This is a genomic window from Tessaracoccus sp. MC1627 (assembly GCF_014164725.1).
Lineage (GTDB): Bacteria > Actinomycetota > Actinomycetes > Propionibacteriales > Propionibacteriaceae > Arachnia.
The window spans coordinates 280,089-296,100 of the sequence record NZ_JACJGA010000004.1 but is presented as its reverse complement, the minus strand read 5'-3'; the positions used below and the strand labels follow the sequence as shown (position 1 = coordinate 296,100).

Below are 16,012 nucleotides of genomic sequence, written 5' to 3'. Positions count from 1 at the left end.
TTTGCAGCGTCAACACTCAAACAGGCAGTGAGTGAGTGCACCTCGGGTTAGGGCGGCATCAAGATTTGCGGTTCGTGCGTCAGGGCTGCGCTAGGGCGGCGGTTCTCGGGTCGGGGCGGGGCCAGTCTGGGCGTGTGAGTACCTTCACTTCTGTACCGAAGCGGCTTCTGGTGGGTCGCCCGATGCGCTCGGATCAGCTCGGGGAGACCGAACTGCCCAAGCGCCTGGCGTTGCCGGTGTTCTGTAGCGATCCGATCTCGTCGAATGCCTACGCCACCCAGGAGATCCTCCTGGTCCTCGCGCTCGGTGGTGCGACGGCGGTCACGTTCACGCCGGTCATCGCGCTCTTCGTCGTGACGCTGTTGGCCATCGTGACGTTGTCCTACCGGCAGACCATCCACGCGTACCCCGATGGGGGCGGAGCGTACGCGGTGAGCAAGGAGAACCTGGGCAGGCGGGCGTCCCTGGTGGCCGCAGGTGCCCTGCTGACGGACTACGTCCTGACGGTCGCGGTATCGATCGCAGCCGGTGTCGACAACTTCACCTCGGCGTTCCCGGCACTGCTGCCATACACCGTCCCCTTGTGTCTGGGCCTCATCGCGGGGGTGACCCTGATGAATCTGCGCGGGGTCAAGGAGTCTGGCACCGTCTTCGCGATTCCCACCTACGGGTTCCTGGTGTCGGTGTTCGTGATGCTGGCTGTCGGGGCGGCGCAGTCCTGGTCCGGGGCGGCGCCTGTGGCGGAGTCTGCCGGCTTCGGCTATCACGCCAGCGACCTGACCGGGATCGCGCTGGTGGCGCTGCTCTTCCGATCGTTCGCGTCGGGCTGCACCGCGCTCACCGGCGTCGAGGCGGTCAGTAATGGTGTCCCGGCGTTCAGGACGCCGAAGTCCCGCAATGCTGCCTTCACGTTGATGGCGATGAGCGGCCTGGCGATCTCGATGATGCTGGGAATCTCCCTGCTGGCCACGACGTCCGGGATCCACATAGCTGAACACGCGGACGAACTCACGGGAACACCGGAGGGCTACGTCCAGCGCACGGTGTTGGCGCAGCTGTCGGCCGCCGTGTTCGGGAACAACAGCGTGGGGTTCTATGCCGTCCAGTTGTCCACCACCATGATCCTCATCCTGGCCGCCAACACGGCGTTCAACGGGTTCCCGATCCTGGCGTCTCAGCTGGCCGCGGACCGGTTCCTGCCCAAGCAGTTGCGCCGCCGTGGCGACCGGTTGGTCTTCTCCAACGGCATCGTCATGTTGTCGACGGTGGCCGCGCTGCTGGTCTACGTGTTCGACGGGTCGGTTTCGCGCCTGATCCAGCTCTACATCCTGGGAGTGTTCGTCTCGTTCACGCTCAGCCAGACGGGGATGGTGGTCCACTGGTGGCGGGAGGCACGCGACGGAGGCTGGAGGCCGCGGCTGGTCTCCTCGACGGTGGTCAATCTGGTCGGCGCCACCGTGACAGCGCTGGTGCTCGTCATCGTGCTGCTGACGAAATTCACCCACGGGGCGTGGATGGTGGTGGTCGCCGTTCCGGTGCTGGTGCTGATCATGCTGAACATCCGCCGACACTACGACCGGGTCTCACGCGACCTGCGGCCACGCGCCACGGGGATCACTCTGCCCAGCCGGGTCCATGCCATCGTGCTCGTCAGCCAGCTGAACGAGCCGACGCTCAAGGCACTGGCCATCGCCCGCGCCAATCGCCCGAGCACCATCACGGCTCTCCGCGTCGATACCGACCACGAGCGCACCCGGAAGCTGCTCGACGACTGGGAGGGTCGTGACATCCCGGTGCGGCTGGTCATGGTCGCCTCCCCGTTCCGGGAGTTGATCAACCCCATCGTCGACTACCTCATGAGCTTGCAGATCGGCCCACGCGACGTGGTCGAGGTGTTCGTGCCCGAGTACGTCGTGGGTCACTGGTGGGAGCAGATCCTCCACAACCAGAGCGCGCTGAGGCTGAAGTCTCGGTTGCTGTTCATGCCCGGTGTGATCGTGACCAGCGTGCCCTTCCAACTCGCCTCGGCCGAGCCGCTCTCTCTCCCCAGGGTGGGAAGCGGGTCCGACGACGTGGCACGCTGAGCACATGAACACGGCGGGCACTGCCGAAGGCAAAGGACAGGTACCGCGACGATCTCCCCGAGGCGCAGCGGGGAGGTTTCGCCACGGCGGTGCACTTCACGCTCATGCGGAATCGAGCGATCGGTCCCGCCGAGAGGGGCGCCGCTGTCGTGGCGGCCGACCCGGAGGTGGCTCGTGCAGCACGCGCCAAGCCCAACGTGTTCTACTGCCTCGGATTCGACGTCGCGACCGGCATCTACGGCGACCCGGCCCTGGGCGCACAAGGCAACACCGCCACAGGCCCGGGCGCGTTCGCCATCCGCGACGCGATGAATGACGCAGACGCAATCAGGGGCTTCAACGACGCCGTCCAGTTCCACCTCGGCCCACCACTCCGCCCACGCAGAGCCTAGAAGAGCGCCGTCAAGGCATTCAACACCCGCGTGCAAAGGCGGTACCCGGACTCGCATCCAAGCCATTCAACCCGACCACACTGGAGGAACCCATGCCCGCCATCCTCATCCTCGACAATCAGGTTTCCTTCATCACCGACCCGGTCAGTCCCTGCGCCGGACAGGACTTCTCCGTGACCTGGGAAGAAGCCAACGTCGGGGACGAAGACTCTGCCGACTACCAGGACATCTTCGACCTCGACGACCAGGGAACGGGGGAGAGCCAGGCCCTGGAGTGCGACCCGCTGGCCGCCGGCGAATCAGCGACAAGATCACTGACCTTCAACCTCCCGGCCGGCGACTACACCATGACACTCATCATCAACGGACAGACTCAGGAGACCCTCGGGAACGTTCGCATCGGTGACTGCGTCTGACATGCTCCGCCTGGGTTCCAACACCAGGCGGGTGCCTCAACGGGACCCGGGTGGCCACTCCCGCACCACCACCCTTCAGCGGCAATGACGTGCCCTGTTGCGTAGCGCAGGCGGGCACGTCGACGTCTGGCCCCGATAGAGTGGGGCCCGTGATGCACACGGGAGCAGTCGGCGTCGGGCAGCTGCTCATCGCCACGCAGCCTGGTCGAGGTGGCTACTTCGATCGCTCCGTCGTGCTGCTCCTGGAGCACACCGCGGAAGGCAGCCTCGGCGTGTGCCTCAACCGCCTCTCCGAACTTCCGGCAGACAGTATCCAGGAGAGCTTCCGGGACCACCTGACCCCTCCGGCCCGCGTCTTCGAGGGTGGGCCCGTCAACCCCAATGTCGCGATCGTGCTGGGCGAGCCGGCCACAGCTGAAGCCCCACCGCCGGGCTGGGAACGGGTCATCGATGAGATCGGCGTGGTGGATCTCAACTTCCCGCCCGAGCTCATGGAGTCCTCATTCAGTCAGTTGCGCCTCTTCGTGGGCCTGTCCGGATGGGCCGCCGGGCAGTTGGAGAGCGAGTTGATCCGCGGATCCTGGTTCAGGGCCCCGGCGAGACCCGAGGATGTCTTCGGTCACCCGGCTGGGCTCTGGCGTCGGGTCTTGCGCCGGTTGGGCGGGGCCACCGGCCGGTGGTCCACGTGGACGGAAGAGCCGAGCCTCAACTAGTGATGTGCGCGGCTACCATGGACAACCGGCAAGCAAGGAGGCCTGGGTGACCGATGCCAAGGGCAAAGCCCGCATTCTCGTCATCGATGACGACGCGGCGCTTTCGGAGATGCTGCAGATCGTCCTGCGGCAGGAAGGCTTCGACACGGTTCGCTGCAGCACCGGGGAGGTTGCCCTCCAGGAGTTCCGGCAGTCCCGCCCGGACCTGGTACTCCTCGATCTGATGCTGCCCGGTCGCGACGGGGTCGCCGTCTGCCGCGACATCCGCGCCGAATCGGGTGTTCCGATCATCATGTTGACCGCGAAATCAGACACCGCTGACGTGGTCGGTGGGCTTGAGGCCGGCGCAGATGACTACGTGGCGAAACCGTTCAAGTCCAAGGAGCTGATCGCCAGGATCCGCACACGGCTGCGCCGCACCAGCGGCGATGCGGGTGACGACACACTGATGGTCGGAGACCTCACGATTTCGGTGTCGTCCCACGTGGTCCGTCGCGGCGGCACCCCCCTGCCTTTGACGCCGCTGGAGTTCGATCTCCTGCTCGCATTGGCGAAGCGGCCGACGCACGTCTTCACGCGGGAGGCGCTCCTCGACGAGGTATGGGGGTACCGCAACTCGGCAGACACCCGGCTGGTCAACGTGCACGTTCAGCGCCTCCGTGCGAAGGTCGAGCGGGATCCCGAGCGTCCGGAGATCGTCATCACGGTAAGAGGAATCGGATACAGGGCCGGTGAACCGACGCAGTAAGCCCGCGGTGGGAGTCCGCAGGCTCTGGTGGGGGTCGCTGCCGCTCCGAGTGCTCATCTCAACGCTCGGGCTGTCCATCGTCCTCATGTTGCTGGCGGGCATGGTGCTCCTCCAGCAGGCCACCGCCGGGGTCGTAGCAGCGAAGAAGGCGTCCTCGCTGAACGAGGCGGCGGGCGTGTTCGCCTTCATGCAGGCGCAGCTGCGCGGTCCGGAGAATCGCGGCGTGGCCGTTCACGAGTCCCTGAACCGGTTGGCAGATCTCGCAGACGCGCAGGCAGCCCAGTACCGGGTGGTGATCCAGGGGCCCGCCTCGCGCCTGGTCTCCGCTGGAATCCGCCCGGAGTCCGTGCCGGAGCCCCTCATCGCGCAGGTCGAGAACAGCCAGGGGATGTTCGTCACGCCCACCGAGGTGATCTTCACCGATCCAACGGCCGAATCGGAGCCAGGGTGGGCCATCGGAACGGTGCTGCTCGGGGCCAACGGCGAACGCTACCCGGTGTACTACATCTTCCCCATGACCACCGAGACGCAGACACTCAGCGCACTCCAGAGCGCCGTGTCCGGAACGGGCATTGCTCTGGTGGCTGCCCTCGCACTGGTGGCCTACCTCGTCACCAACCAGGTCGTTCGCCCCGTCCGACGCGCGAGTCAGACAGCGCTACGGCTGGCCTCCGGGCAACTGGGGGAGCGGATGGCGGTGCGGGGGACCGACGACCTGGCCAGCCTGGCAAAGTCCATGAACCGTATGGCGGCCCAGTTGCAGCAGCGCATCCGTGAGCTGGAGACGCTCTCAACCCTCCAGCAACGTTTCGTCAGTGACGTCTCGCACGAGCTGCGCACACCCATGACCACCATCAAGATGGCCTCGGACATGATCTACGACTCCCGCTACGCGCTGGACCCGCTGACTGCACGTTCGGCCGAGTTGATGAGTCTCGAGATCGACCGGTTCGACGGCATGCTGGCTGACCTGTTGGAGATTTCCAGGTTCGACGCCGGAGCGGCGGTCCTGACCCTTGACGAAACGGACGTGGGCTCGCTCGTCGAAGCTGAGCTCGCAGCGGCCCGTCGGATGGCCGAGAAAGTGGGTGTCGAACTGGTCTTGGAGCGGCGCAGCGCCGACACCACGGCTTCGGTGGACTCACGCAGAATCCGGCGCATCCTCCGCAATCTCATCACCAACGCCATCGAGCACGCGGAGCAGCAACCAGTTGAGGTGGTGGTGGCCTCGAACGACCAGGCTGTCGCTGTGACGGTGCGGGACCATGGCGTCGGGTTTGCCGCGGAGGACGCGGCGCGGGTGTTCGACCGCTTCTGGCGTGCGGACCCGAGCCGGACGCGCATCGTGGGAGGTTCGGGGTTGGGCCTGGCCATTTCAATGGAGGACGCACGGCTCCACCGTGGATGGCTGACGGCGTGGGGCCGTCCCCACCGCGGGGCCCAGTTCCGCCTGACCCTTCCCCGGGAGCCCGGTCATGAGCTCACGATCTCACCGCTGTCGGTCATCCCCGTCGACGACAAGCCGAAGGAGGTGCACCGGTGAGACTGCTGCTGGCAGCCCTGCTGAGCGTGATTCTCGCCACCGGGTGCACCCACATCCCCACCGCGGGGCCCGTCGAGGAGGTGCCGGTGTCCGCCGAACCCAGGGGGATCGACATCGCGCCGCAACCCCCCGTCGCGGGCATGCTCCCCTCCCGCCTCGTCGACGGCTTCCTCCAGGCGATGGCGTCCCCCGAGGGGGATTACTCGATCGCCAGGCAGTACCTGACCGAGGACGCGGCACAGCGGTGGGAGCCCACCGATGCCGTGGTCTTCGATGGCCTGGTGGTGGGTGGACCCGCCACCGCGACCCTGGACGCCACCCAGCTGGGCACTATCGACGAGCACGGCCGCTATTCCTCTGAGCCCGGCGACCTTGAGCACGACTTCGGGGTGGTCAGCCAGGGCGGGGAGTGGCGCATCGACTCGCCGTTGCCTTCGCTGATGGTGTCGCGCTACATCTTCGAGCGTTACTACGAGCGGGTGCCCCTCTACTTCATGAGCCGCTCCGGAACCCATGTGGTACCAGACCCCATCCACCTGCCCGAGATGCTCGTCACACCCACGGCGGTGGTCGAGGCCCTACTCAACGGGCCGTCGGAGGCTGTTGACCAGGCTGTTACCGACGCCATGCCCAGTGGAATCAGCCTCGCAGATGAGGGCGCCACCATCGAGCAGTCCGGCGTGGTCACGGTCAACCTGGAGGGCCTCTTCGACCGGCTGGGCGACGATGCGCGCAGGAGGCTGGGAGCGCAGCTGTTGTGGTCATTGACTGCCATTCCCCGCGTGACGGGGCTCGTAGTGACAAGCGACGGTGTCCCGTTCACGTTGCCGGGGGCCCGCGCCGACGGGGCTCTCGAGCTGGCCAGCCAGCAGGGGTATCAGATCCTTTCGCGCGCCGCCACCGTCGACCTTTTCGGCATCAGGGAAGGAACACCGGGACGCGTGACCGGCGACAGCCGGTTTGAGCCGTGGGGCACCACGGTCGCCGACGCGGCCGACCTGGCGGTGTCCCTGGACGGCGACACCGCTGCGCTCATCGACGCCACCCGCAGCACACTCTTGATGGGCAGCATGCGCGGCGAGTTCGGGGAGGTTGCGGTGCCCGTCACCAACCTCAGATCGCCACAATTCGTTCTGGGGACTCTCTGGCTGATGGGCGACGACACGGAGGGCGTGCCCAGGCTGTTGACGGTGGACCGCATGGGCTCGGTGACGGAGGTCAAGCTGTCTCTCCCCATGGGGCGAGAGCTCGAGGACTTCGCGGTGTCGCCCGCCCAGGCCAGGGCGGCCCTCCTGCTGTCCGGGGAGGGGAGTCGGACGATGGGAATCGCCACCGTCGTGCCTGTCGGCGAGGTGGAGGTCGTGGACTGGCGCGCCCTACCGATGATGGCGGCCTCGGGAGACATGGTCGGCGACGTGATTGCGCTCGCCTGGCACGCCGAGACGTCGATCGCGGTGGCCGGCTCCGCCGGGGGAGTGAGGTCGGTGTTCGCGGTCGAGGTCGACGGTTCGCTGGTCGAGGAACTGGGACCCTTCACCGGAGCTGTGGAGGAGCTCACCGCCATGGCCCGCCTCGGTGGTGGTTCGATTGCGCTGCGCACCGACGTCGGCGTCACGTGGCGTTACGAGGCGCGGACCCGATGGACAAGGCTTGCCGAAGGGATCACGGCCATCGCCTACGCGAGCTGAGTGCTCCGTCGACCAGCTGTGGATAACGGGAAATCGGGCGTGTTCGCTCCCATCATGGACCATGACCTCTCTCCTCCACACCGCCGCCGACCTGTTCCTGGGCGCTTCCTGCCCGGGCTGTGGAGGAGCCTGGTTCGGACTCTGCGCCGAATGCCGTACCGCTCTGGAGATCCCGGTCCGCCTGGTGCACCGCGATCTCCCGGTGCCCCTGTATGCCGCGTGCCCCTACCGGCCGATCCTCGCCCATGTGGTGCCCCGATACAAGGATGACGGAGCGCTGCACCTGGACCGTGTGCTTGGGCACCTGCTGGCCCGGGCGGTCAGGGCTGTGGACCCGGAGCCGGGCACTGTCGTGGTGCCGGTGCCGTCGATGTCATCCTCCACCCGGGCACGGGGATACGACCACGCGTACCGCCTGGCGAGGATCGCCGCCCGGGAAATGGGGCTGCCAGCGAAGCGGGTGGCGCGTCGCCTGGCCAGTGGCTCAGACCAGGAGGGGCTGACCCGTCAGGAGCGGGCCGAGAACCTCCACTCCAGCATGGAGGCGCGGCCGATGAACGCAAGCGCCCTTGTCGTCGACGACGTGGTGACCACGGGGGCCTCACTGCGGGAGACCATCCGTTGCCTGAGGGCGGCCGGGGTGCCCGTGGTGGGAGCTGCGGTGGTGGCGGATGCCGACTATCGCTGAATGGTCGGGCAAGTCCATGACAGCGCTGCCCCGGAGGGGTAGCGTTGATTCATGGACGAGCCGCAGGGGAGAGATCACCTGCGGCTCTGTGCATCAGCTTCAGGGACGCTCCCTGGGGTGGTGTTCGAGTCGGGTTCGTCGAGAGCCCCACGACAGACGGAGGAAGCATGGATATCGTCGTCACCGGTCGGCATTGCACGATCAATCCCGAGCTGAAGGAACTGGTCAACGAGCGTTTGGCCGCCGTGGAGCGATTGCAGGATCGAGTGATCCGCGTCGAGGTCGAGTTCCACGCCTCGGAGGGCACGAAGGATCCTTCGGACGCCGTCGTCGTGCAACTGACCCTGCGCAGCAGTCGTGGGCCCGTGATCCGTGCCGAGGCGCGTTCCAACGACAAGACGGCCGCCTTCGACATGGCCCTCGAGCGGCTCATGAGCCAGCTCCGCAAGGCGGCAGACCGCAGGAAGACCCATCGCGGGCTCCGCGCAGGCAACATCGCCGAGATCGTCCGTCCGGTGGCTGAGGTCAACGGGCACGGGTCCGACGATGTCGAGACGCGCGAGGTGGCCGGGCTTGTGGTCACGGGCGATGGGCCCCTCGTGGTTCGCGAAAAGGAGTTCAGCACGGCGCCGCTCACCCTCGCTCAGGCCCTCGATGAGATGGAGCTGGTGGGGCATGACTTCTTCCTCTACCAGGATGCTGACAGCGGCCGCCCCTCGGTGGTCTACCGGCGCAAGGCGTACAACTATGGCGTGATCCACCTCAACCTCACCTGAGGCCCGAACCACGGCGGCGTCCCGGAGCTGTCCGGGCGCCGCCGTGTGCCGTGCGTTGGTGGCGGGCGTTAGGATGGCTGGCGGTACCGTCGCGAGCTGTCGCGGTGTTTTCGAGATGAAGAGGAACCGACCTGTGGGTGTCATGGATTTTCTGAGCGGCATAGGCTCCGGGGCCCAGCTCCGCAAGCTGCAGAAAGTGGCCGATCAGGTCAACTCCATCGAGGAGGAGTTCCAAGCCATGTCGGACGCCGAGTTGCGTGCCGAGACGGACACCTTCCGCGCCCGCATCGAGGACGGCGAGTCGTTGGACCGCATCATGCCTGAGGCGTTCGCCACCGTGCGGGAGGCGTCGGTACGGGTACTCGGCAAGCGCCACTTCGACGTCCAGCTGATGGGTGGCGCCGCGCTGCACTGGGCAAACATCGCTGAGATGAAGACCGGTGAGGGCAAGACGCTCGTCGGCACGCTCCCCGCGTACCTCAACGGGCTCACCGGCAAGGGCGTCCACATCGTCACCACTAACGACTACCTGGCCAAGTACCAGTCCGAACAGATGGGGCGCATCCACCACTTCCTGGGGCTGGAGGTGGGCGCGATCCTGGCCTCCATGACGCCCGAGGAGCGCCGGGTCGCCTACGCCTCAGACATCACCTACGGTACCAATAACGAGTTCGGGTTCGATTACCTCCGCGACAACATGGCGCTCCGCAGGGAGGACCTGGTGCAGCGGGGACATCACTTCGCACTCGTCGATGAGGTGGACTCCATCCTCGTCGACGAAGCCCGCACCCCGCTGATCATCTCCGGTCCCGCAGAGGACACCCATGAGTGGTATCCCGTTTTCGCCAAGCTTGTCCGGACCCTGCGCCGCGACGTGGACTACGAGGTCGACGAGAAGAAGCGCACCATCGCCGTGCTGGCGCCCGGGATCGAGAAGGTCGAGGACCGGCTGGGCATCGAGAACCTCTACGAGTCGGCCAACACGCCTCTGATCTCCTACCTCAACAACGCCATCAAGGCCCAGGAGCTGTTCAAGCGAGACAAGGATTACGTCCTTGCCGGTGACGAGGTGCTCATCGTCGATGAGCACACCGGCCGCACACTCGCCGGTCGACGCTACAACGAGGGCCTCCACCAGGCGCTGGAGGCCAAGGAGGGCGTCCGGATCAAGGACGAGTACCAGACCCTGGCCACCATCACGCTGCAGAACTACTTCCGCATGTACGACAAGTTGGCCGGGATGACGGGCACCGCGAAGACGGAGGAGTCCGAGTTCCAGAAGATCTACGGGCTGGGGGTGATCCCGATCCCCACCAACCGCCCCATGATCCGGCTCGATCAGCCGGACCTGATCTACCGCACCGAGGAGGCCAAGTACGAGGCCATCGTCAAGGACGTCGTGGAACGCCACGCTCAGGGCCAGCCGATCCTCCTGGGCACGGCGTCCGTGGCGAAATCCGAGCTGCTCTCGGGGCTGCTCAAGCGAGCCAACGTCCCTCATGAGGTGCTCAACGCCAAGCACCACGAGCGCGAAGCCTCGATCGTCGCGGAGGCCGGACGCAAGGCGGCGGTGACCGTCTCCACGAACATGGCCGGCCGAGGCACGGACATCATGCTCGGGGGCAACCCCGAGTTTCTCGCGGACCTGCAGCTCCGCAAGGCCGGGCTGGACCCACACGAGACGCCCGAGGAGTACGAGGCGCAGTGGTCCGAGACCTTGGCCTCGCTTGAGGCGCAGGTGAAGTCTGAGCACGACGAGGTGGTTGAGGCCGGCGGCCTCTATGTGATCGGCTCGGAGCGCCACGAGTCACGCCGCATTGACAACCAGTTGCGTGGCCGCTCGGGCCGCCAGGGTGATCCTGGGGAGAGCCGGTTCTATCTCTCGCTGAGCGACGACCTGATGCGGCTCTTCCGCCCCGAGCTTCTGGAGCGGGCGCTGCTCATGATGAAGGTGCCCGACGACGTCCCCATCGACATGAAATCCGTGTCGCGGTCCATTGAGGGGGCGCAGAAGCAGGTCGAGGGTCAGAACTTCGAAATGCGCAAGAACGTGCTGAAGTACGACGATGTCCTCAACAGGCAACGCCACGCGATCTACGGCGATCGTCGGCGGGTCCTGGACGGGGCGGATGTCTCCGAGCAGCTGAAGAACAGCGTCAGCCGCGTCGTCACGGATGTGGTCCGCGCGCACACCTCCGGCATTCCGGAGGACTGGGACCTGGACACCATGCTCACCGAGCTGCGGACCCTCTACCCGGTCACCATCACGATGGAGGCGCTCGAGGAGGAGCTTCCCGAGCAGAACGAGTTGGTCGAGATGTTCACCGACGACGCGCTGCGGGCCTACGCGGCACGGGAGGAGCAGCTCGGCGAAACCACCATGCGCGAGCTGGAGCGCCAGGTGTTGTTGACCGTCCTGGATCGCAAGTGGCGTGAGCACCTCTACGAGATGGATTACCTCCGCGAGGGAATCGGGTTGCGGGCCATGGCCCAGCGTGACCCACTTGTGGAGTATCAGCGCGAAGGTGGCGACATGTTCGCCGCGATGATGGATGCCTTCATGGAAGAGGTGGTGGGCTTCCTGTTCAACCTGGAGGTGACGGTCCGTCCCGCTGAGCCGAAGCTGAGCGTCGGCCTGATCACCGATGAGACCGGAGCGCCCGTCCAGGTGCCCACAGTCGGGGCGAGCACGCCGGCGCCCGACGCGCCGCTCGCGAAGGGTCTGGAACGGCGCTCGGACACCAACCTCACCTATTCGGCGCCGGACGAAACCGGTGAGGTCACCCAGACTGGCGCAGCTCCGGCCACCGCCACGGACAAGGTGGGCCGTAACCAGCCCTGCCCCTGTGGGTCTGGGAAGAAGTACAAAATGTGCCACGGACGGCCTGGGGCCTAGGAGCCTGCTGAACAATCATGCCTCGGCTGCGGCGCACCGGATCGGGCGATCTGGCACCCCTCCATCTGGATATGGACGTCTAGGCCGCCAGCTGGTCCAGCACCCCGACGGGGGCCAGCACGATCAGTTCCGTGCACCGCCAGGAGTTCCGCCTCGCGTCGAGACGAAGCACGCAGCTGATGGACCGGCCGTTGACGTCTACGCAGACGGTGGCCTCGACGGCCCTGACCGTAGGCATCTGTGAGCGCACCCTGCCCACCTTGATGCGCTTGAAGACGCCACTGTCCACGTAGCGTGACAGGTTCTCGAACGCAGCATGCCGCAGGTGGGGACGGACCTGATGGAGCGGCCTGCGACCCATCAGGGCCTCCACCACCACGCGGATGAGGTTCATGGCCTGCGGAGGAGCTGGTTGGTGAGCCGGTGCGGGGACCAGGACAGGCCTGGTGAGGACGGTGATCGGCATCGGGAAGTTCATGGCCCTGACGCTAGGCCGGGGCCTGCCGACGGGGCCAGGCTCGACGGGCGGGCGGACAACACCTCCGTTCCTGCGGACAACACCTCGGGAAACTCGGACAACACCTCGGGCGATCCGGACAACACCTCGGGAGGTTCGGGAACGGGCCTCAGCCGCCGCCGAACATCAGGATAAGGCCGCCGACCGTGAACGCCACCATCATCGACAGCAGCGGCACATGCGCCCAGACCCGACCCGGATGGGTGCGCAACGCAATGTCGTGGGTGACCAGCACCCCGGCCACATGCCCCCCGACAATGAGGAGGACCTGCACGACGGCGATCACGGTGGGGTAGCCGAACAGACCGGTGCCCGGCGCGGCCTCCGCCAGTCCGAACACGTTCCAGCCGAGACCCATCGGGTCGCTGAAGCGGATCACGGTGCGCTGACCCTCCAGGTAGAGCATCGTCGAGTAGTGGGCGAGGGCGTAGCCGGCCACCAGCGGGATCAGGCCCGGCGCAAGCGCGTCCACGCGGCCCCGGCCGTACGCCCGGGCGCCGAGCCAGAACAACGCGTAGATCGCTCCGACGCTGCCGAGCAGACCCGCCAGTGCAGCGGGCCAGGCCCACACATCCAGGTCCTGAGTGGCGCGCACCCACCACGCGGTGTTCGACAGTGCGTCGAACAGGGTGCCCCCCAGCAGGACGCTGGCCAACACCGTCAGGTGTGCCGGTGCGCGCCAGGAAGCCAGATTCCGTAGGGGATTCATCCAGAGCAGGATTCCTCTGGCGTTCCGACCCCAGGGGGAGAGCCGCGCAACAGAGGAGGCGTAGGCCTCAAAGGGATCCGCCTGGGCTATCCACCGCTGTCCGCGCACCATCACCCCGACGACGACCCAGGCGACCCAGGCCGCGGCGAACCCACGCAGCACAGGCAGCGTCGCCCCATCGGGCTGCACGAGTTCGAGGTACAGGAAGGCCATCAACGCCCCGGCGGCCGGCAGCCGCGACCCCTGCGCCCCACCGGGGGTGGCTGCCGCGGTGGCGCCGGTGAACCTCAGCAGAAGGCGGAGCGGATTGGTCCGACGGTAGACGCCGCCGAAGATCAGAGAGATCGGAACCAGACCCACCCACAACAGAACGTAGACGAATCCGAAGACGGGGTTGTCGATGCGGTCCACGCCGAAGGTGAGCGCCATCGCGGCCAGCAGCCACACCAGGCCCACCGCGATCCGAAGGGGACGCGAGAACCAGGGCGAATCCACCACCCGGGTGAGCCGGGGCAACTCGATACCGGTGTGGTCGCGGTAGCGCGGAGTCCTCCACGCATAGAGCGCCACCCAGAAGGTCACAATCAGGACCACCGCGGCCCCGCCCAGCACGAGTTCGAACGGAAGCGGAAGGTCGCCTCTGGAGGCGATCCCGTGCAGCAGGATCACTTCACCACCAGATCAAGCCAGATGGCGTCGGTGACGTGGGACTCCACCTCGTAGGTGCCCGCCATGGTGGCATCGAACACGATCTCGGTGGGGACCCCCGCCACCAGATCCTGTTCGATCTCGTAGCCGTGGACGTGGGCGCGATCCTCGGAGGGAACAGTGATCCGCAGCGTCACTTCGGCACCCAGCGGGACGTCCACCCGACGGGTAGCGGCCGGAGGGTCTGTGACCTCCAGCTCGATCGTCAGCGGTGCCGCGGCGGGAGCCGCGCAGGCGGAGAGGCCGCTGAGCACGGCCCACGTGAGGAGAATAAGGATCTTGCGCACCATGTCGTCGTCGAACCTACTCCGATCACGCGCCACCTGCATCTAGGCTGGCCACGTGAAGCGTCAGCTGGTGTTCATCCCGATCGCGGAAGGCGAGTTGGGCGTCCTCGCGGGCGACCCGCCCGTCGTCAACAGGCCCGCCTACACGGTGACTCCTGAGCTGCTCGCCGAGCTGGGTTATCTCGAGGCGGAGTCCGAGGATGCCGAGTACGCGGCCTTGATCCTGGCTTCGCTGGCGGGGCTGACAACCCACGGCGTGCGGTTGGTGGTGGTGGCTGAGGTGACCACGGACCTGATCGGGCCGGCCGAGGACCCCTTCAACGGTGAGGTGCGCCTGAGCAGCTGCCCCGTGTCGGCGATGACAGCATGGTTCGCCGAGGAGGAGGGGGTGGACTTTGCCGACGCCGCCGCGATTGCGCGCGGCCTGACCATCGACCAGGCATGGGATCTGCCTGAGGTGCAGGCGTTGCTGCAATCGCACGAACTGCTGTGGAACGACCGAGTCGAATATCGGCGAGGAACCTGAGGAAGGGAAGTCGCGAGCATGCCACGATCCATCTGGAAAGGCGCCGTGTCCTTCGGACTGGTGTCCATCCCGGTCAAGCTGTACGGGGCCACCGAGGACAAGGACGTGTCTTTTCGGCAGGTCCACTCCAGCGACGGCGGCCGGGTCCGTCAGCAACGCGTCTGCGAGAAGTGCGGGGAAGTGGTGGCCTACGCGGACATCGCCAAGGGCTACGAGTCGGCCGATGGCAGTATCGCGGTCCTGACGGACGAGGACTTCGCCAATCTCCCGCTGAGTACCCTCAAGACGGTGGAGGTGGTCCAGTTCGTCGACCAGGACGAAGTGGACCCGGGGTTCTTCCAGCGCACCTACTTCCTGGAGGCGGAGGCCGCCGGGCAGAAGCCCTACGTGTTGCTGAGAGAGGCGCTCGCCAAGGAGAACAAGGTGGCGGTGGTGAAGGTGGCTCTCCGCAGCCGCGAGTCCCTTGCTCTGATTCGGCCCAAGGGCGATCTGCTGCTCCTGCACACCATGTATTGGCCGGATGAACTGCGTGACGGCGAGTTCGCGGCGCCGTCGTCCGAGGTGAAGATCTCGGACGCGGAGATGGAGATGGCCAAGCTGCTCATCGCCCAATTGGAGGGCACATTCGAGCCGGAGGCCTATCAGGACTCCTACCGCGAGGCCTTGTTGGAGGTGGTCGAGGCGAAGCTCGCGGGCACGCCGGCCCCGGCCTCGACGGACACCTCAGCCCCGTCGGGGGATGTCGTCGACCTCATGGCGGCGCTCAAGGCCTCTGTGGAGGCCGCGAAGAAGCGGCGTGAGGCCGCCGCAAGCTGATCTCGCTCAGCTTGCCAGCCACACGGCCGCGCGGCGCTCCAGCCCAGCGAACGCGTCACGGATGAACGGCTCGATGAGTCCCTCAACCTTCTTACCCACCAGCGGAATCCGCACCGCCAGGTCGCCCGTGTAGTGACCCCGCGTGCCGGCGCCTTCGGGGCTCAACAGTGTTGCGGCGTTGACGGTGATGGGCATGCCCGGCACCTCCACGTCCACCACGCCGCGGACGCTGCCGTCCACCTCCGGTGGCTGGAATCGGAAGATCTGCGTCAGCGATACCGTCTGCCCCACGAACTTGGAAAGGTTCCCCGGGACCGGCAGCTTCATCTCCAGCCGCGTGGACTCTTGGCCGATGGAGACGTTGTGCTCGAGAGCCCCGGCGTGCCGGGCCACATCAGCGATGAACTCCTCGTTGCGCATCAGGGCAACTACAGAGGACGGGTCGGCAGCGTACTGGTGGGTGTAATCCAAATCCATGCCGCCAGCCTAGTGGCCATCCTGGATC

16 protein-coding genes are annotated in these 16,012 nt (G+C 66.5%); 12 read left to right on the top strand and 4 right to left on the bottom strand.

The features are described from left to right. Positions 1–134 precede the first annotated feature (134 nt). The 10 genes from H5399_RS09940 to secA all read left to right on the top strand — a co-directional run bounded on the left by H5399_RS09940 (position 135) and on the right by secA (position 11,944). Positions 135–2,084 (top strand): APC family permease, encoded by a 1,950-nt coding sequence (locus H5399_RS09940; protein WP_370585737.1) that lies wholly within the window; start codon positions 135–137, stop codon positions 2,082–2,084. 104 nt (positions 2,085–2,188) lie between these two features. Then, positions 2,189–2,476, top strand: a complete 288-nt coding sequence (locus tag H5399_RS09935; RefSeq protein WP_182782882.1) for a hypothetical protein — start codon at positions 2,189–2,191, stop codon at positions 2,474–2,476. Between the two features lie 92 nt (positions 2,477–2,568). Beyond that, positions 2,569–2,892, top strand: a complete 324-nt coding sequence (locus H5399_RS09930; RefSeq protein ID WP_182782881.1) for a CARDB domain-containing protein — start codon at positions 2,569–2,571, stop codon at positions 2,890–2,892. 152 nt (positions 2,893–3,044) lie between these two features. Continuing rightward, on the top strand, positions 3,045–3,605 hold the full coding sequence (locus H5399_RS09925; RefSeq protein ID WP_255422242.1) for a YqgE/AlgH family protein: 561 nt from the start codon (positions 3,045–3,047) through the stop codon (positions 3,603–3,605). 46 nt (positions 3,606–3,651) lie between these two features. After that, positions 3,652–4,353, top strand: a complete 702-nt coding sequence (mtrA, locus tag H5399_RS09920) for an MtrAB system response regulator MtrA (RefSeq protein ID WP_370585736.1) — start codon at positions 3,652–3,654, stop codon at positions 4,351–4,353. Positions 4,354–4,438: 85 nt separating this feature from the next. Beyond that, positions 4,439–5,896 carry an MtrAB system histidine kinase MtrB gene (gene mtrB / locus H5399_RS09915; RefSeq protein WP_182783104.1) on the top strand — a complete coding sequence of 486 codons (1,458 nt, stop codon included), beginning with the start codon at positions 4,439–4,441 and terminating at the stop codon, positions 5,894–5,896. Further along, positions 5,893–7,584, top strand: a complete 1,692-nt coding sequence (locus tag H5399_RS09910; RefSeq protein WP_182782878.1) for a GerMN domain-containing protein — start codon at positions 5,893–5,895, stop codon at positions 7,582–7,584. Before mtrB ends, H5399_RS09910 begins: the two co-directional genes overlap by 4 nt. A gap of 61 nt (positions 7,585–7,645) precedes the next feature. Continuing rightward, positions 7,646–8,272: a ComF family protein gene (locus H5399_RS09905; RefSeq protein WP_182782877.1), complete on the top strand. Its 627-nt coding sequence runs from the start codon at positions 7,646–7,648 to the stop codon at positions 8,270–8,272. Between the two features lie 167 nt (positions 8,273–8,439). Continuing rightward, complete coding sequence (gene hpf / locus H5399_RS09900; protein WP_182782876.1) at positions 8,440–9,048, top strand: ribosome hibernation-promoting factor, HPF/YfiA family; 609 nt, start codon at positions 8,440–8,442, stop codon at positions 9,046–9,048. Positions 9,049–9,190: 142 nt separating this feature from the next. Beyond that, positions 9,191–11,944 carry a preprotein translocase subunit SecA gene (gene secA, locus H5399_RS09895; protein ID WP_182782875.1) on the top strand — a complete coding sequence of 918 codons (2,754 nt, stop codon included), beginning with the start codon at positions 9,191–9,193 and terminating at the stop codon, positions 11,942–11,944. Between the two features lie 79 nt (positions 11,945–12,023). Here the strand turns inward: secA and H5399_RS09890 are convergent, their stop codons facing one another. The 3 genes from H5399_RS09890 to H5399_RS09880 all read right to left on the bottom strand — a co-directional run bounded on the left by H5399_RS09890 (position 12,024) and on the right by H5399_RS09880 (position 14,168). After that, positions 12,024–12,422 carry an Rv3235 family protein gene (locus tag H5399_RS09890; protein ID WP_182782874.1) on the bottom strand — a complete coding sequence of 133 codons (399 nt, stop codon included), beginning with the start codon at positions 12,420–12,422 and terminating at the stop codon, positions 12,024–12,026. Positions 12,423–12,570: 148 nt separating this feature from the next. Beyond that, positions 12,571–13,839, bottom strand: a complete 1,269-nt coding sequence (locus tag H5399_RS09885; RefSeq protein WP_182782873.1) for a hypothetical protein — start codon at positions 13,837–13,839, stop codon at positions 12,571–12,573. Next, complete coding sequence (locus H5399_RS09880; protein ID WP_182782872.1) at positions 13,836–14,168, bottom strand: hypothetical protein; 333 nt, start codon at positions 14,166–14,168, stop codon at positions 13,836–13,838. The genes H5399_RS09885 and H5399_RS09880 overlap by 4 nt, the downstream gene beginning before the upstream one ends. 52 nt (positions 14,169–14,220) lie before the next feature. Between H5399_RS09880 and H5399_RS09875 the strand changes: the two genes are divergently transcribed. Together H5399_RS09875 and H5399_RS09870 are read left to right on the top strand one after the other, a co-directional pair. After that, complete coding sequence (locus H5399_RS09875) at positions 14,221–14,691, top strand: hypothetical protein (protein WP_182782871.1); 471 nt, start codon at positions 14,221–14,223, stop codon at positions 14,689–14,691. An 18-nt stretch (positions 14,692–14,709) separates the two neighbouring features. Beyond that, positions 14,710–15,507: a Ku protein gene (locus H5399_RS09870; RefSeq protein ID WP_182782870.1), complete on the top strand. Its 798-nt coding sequence runs from the start codon at positions 14,710–14,712 to the stop codon at positions 15,505–15,507. Between the two features lie 6 nt (positions 15,508–15,513). Here the strand turns inward: H5399_RS09870 and H5399_RS09865 are convergent, their stop codons facing one another. Next, the gene (locus H5399_RS09865; protein WP_182782869.1) at positions 15,514–15,984 is read right to left on the bottom strand and encodes a DUF2505 domain-containing protein; all 471 of its coding nucleotides are present in this window, start codon (positions 15,982–15,984) and stop codon (positions 15,514–15,516) included. Between the last annotated feature and the right edge of the window lie 28 nt (positions 15,985–16,012).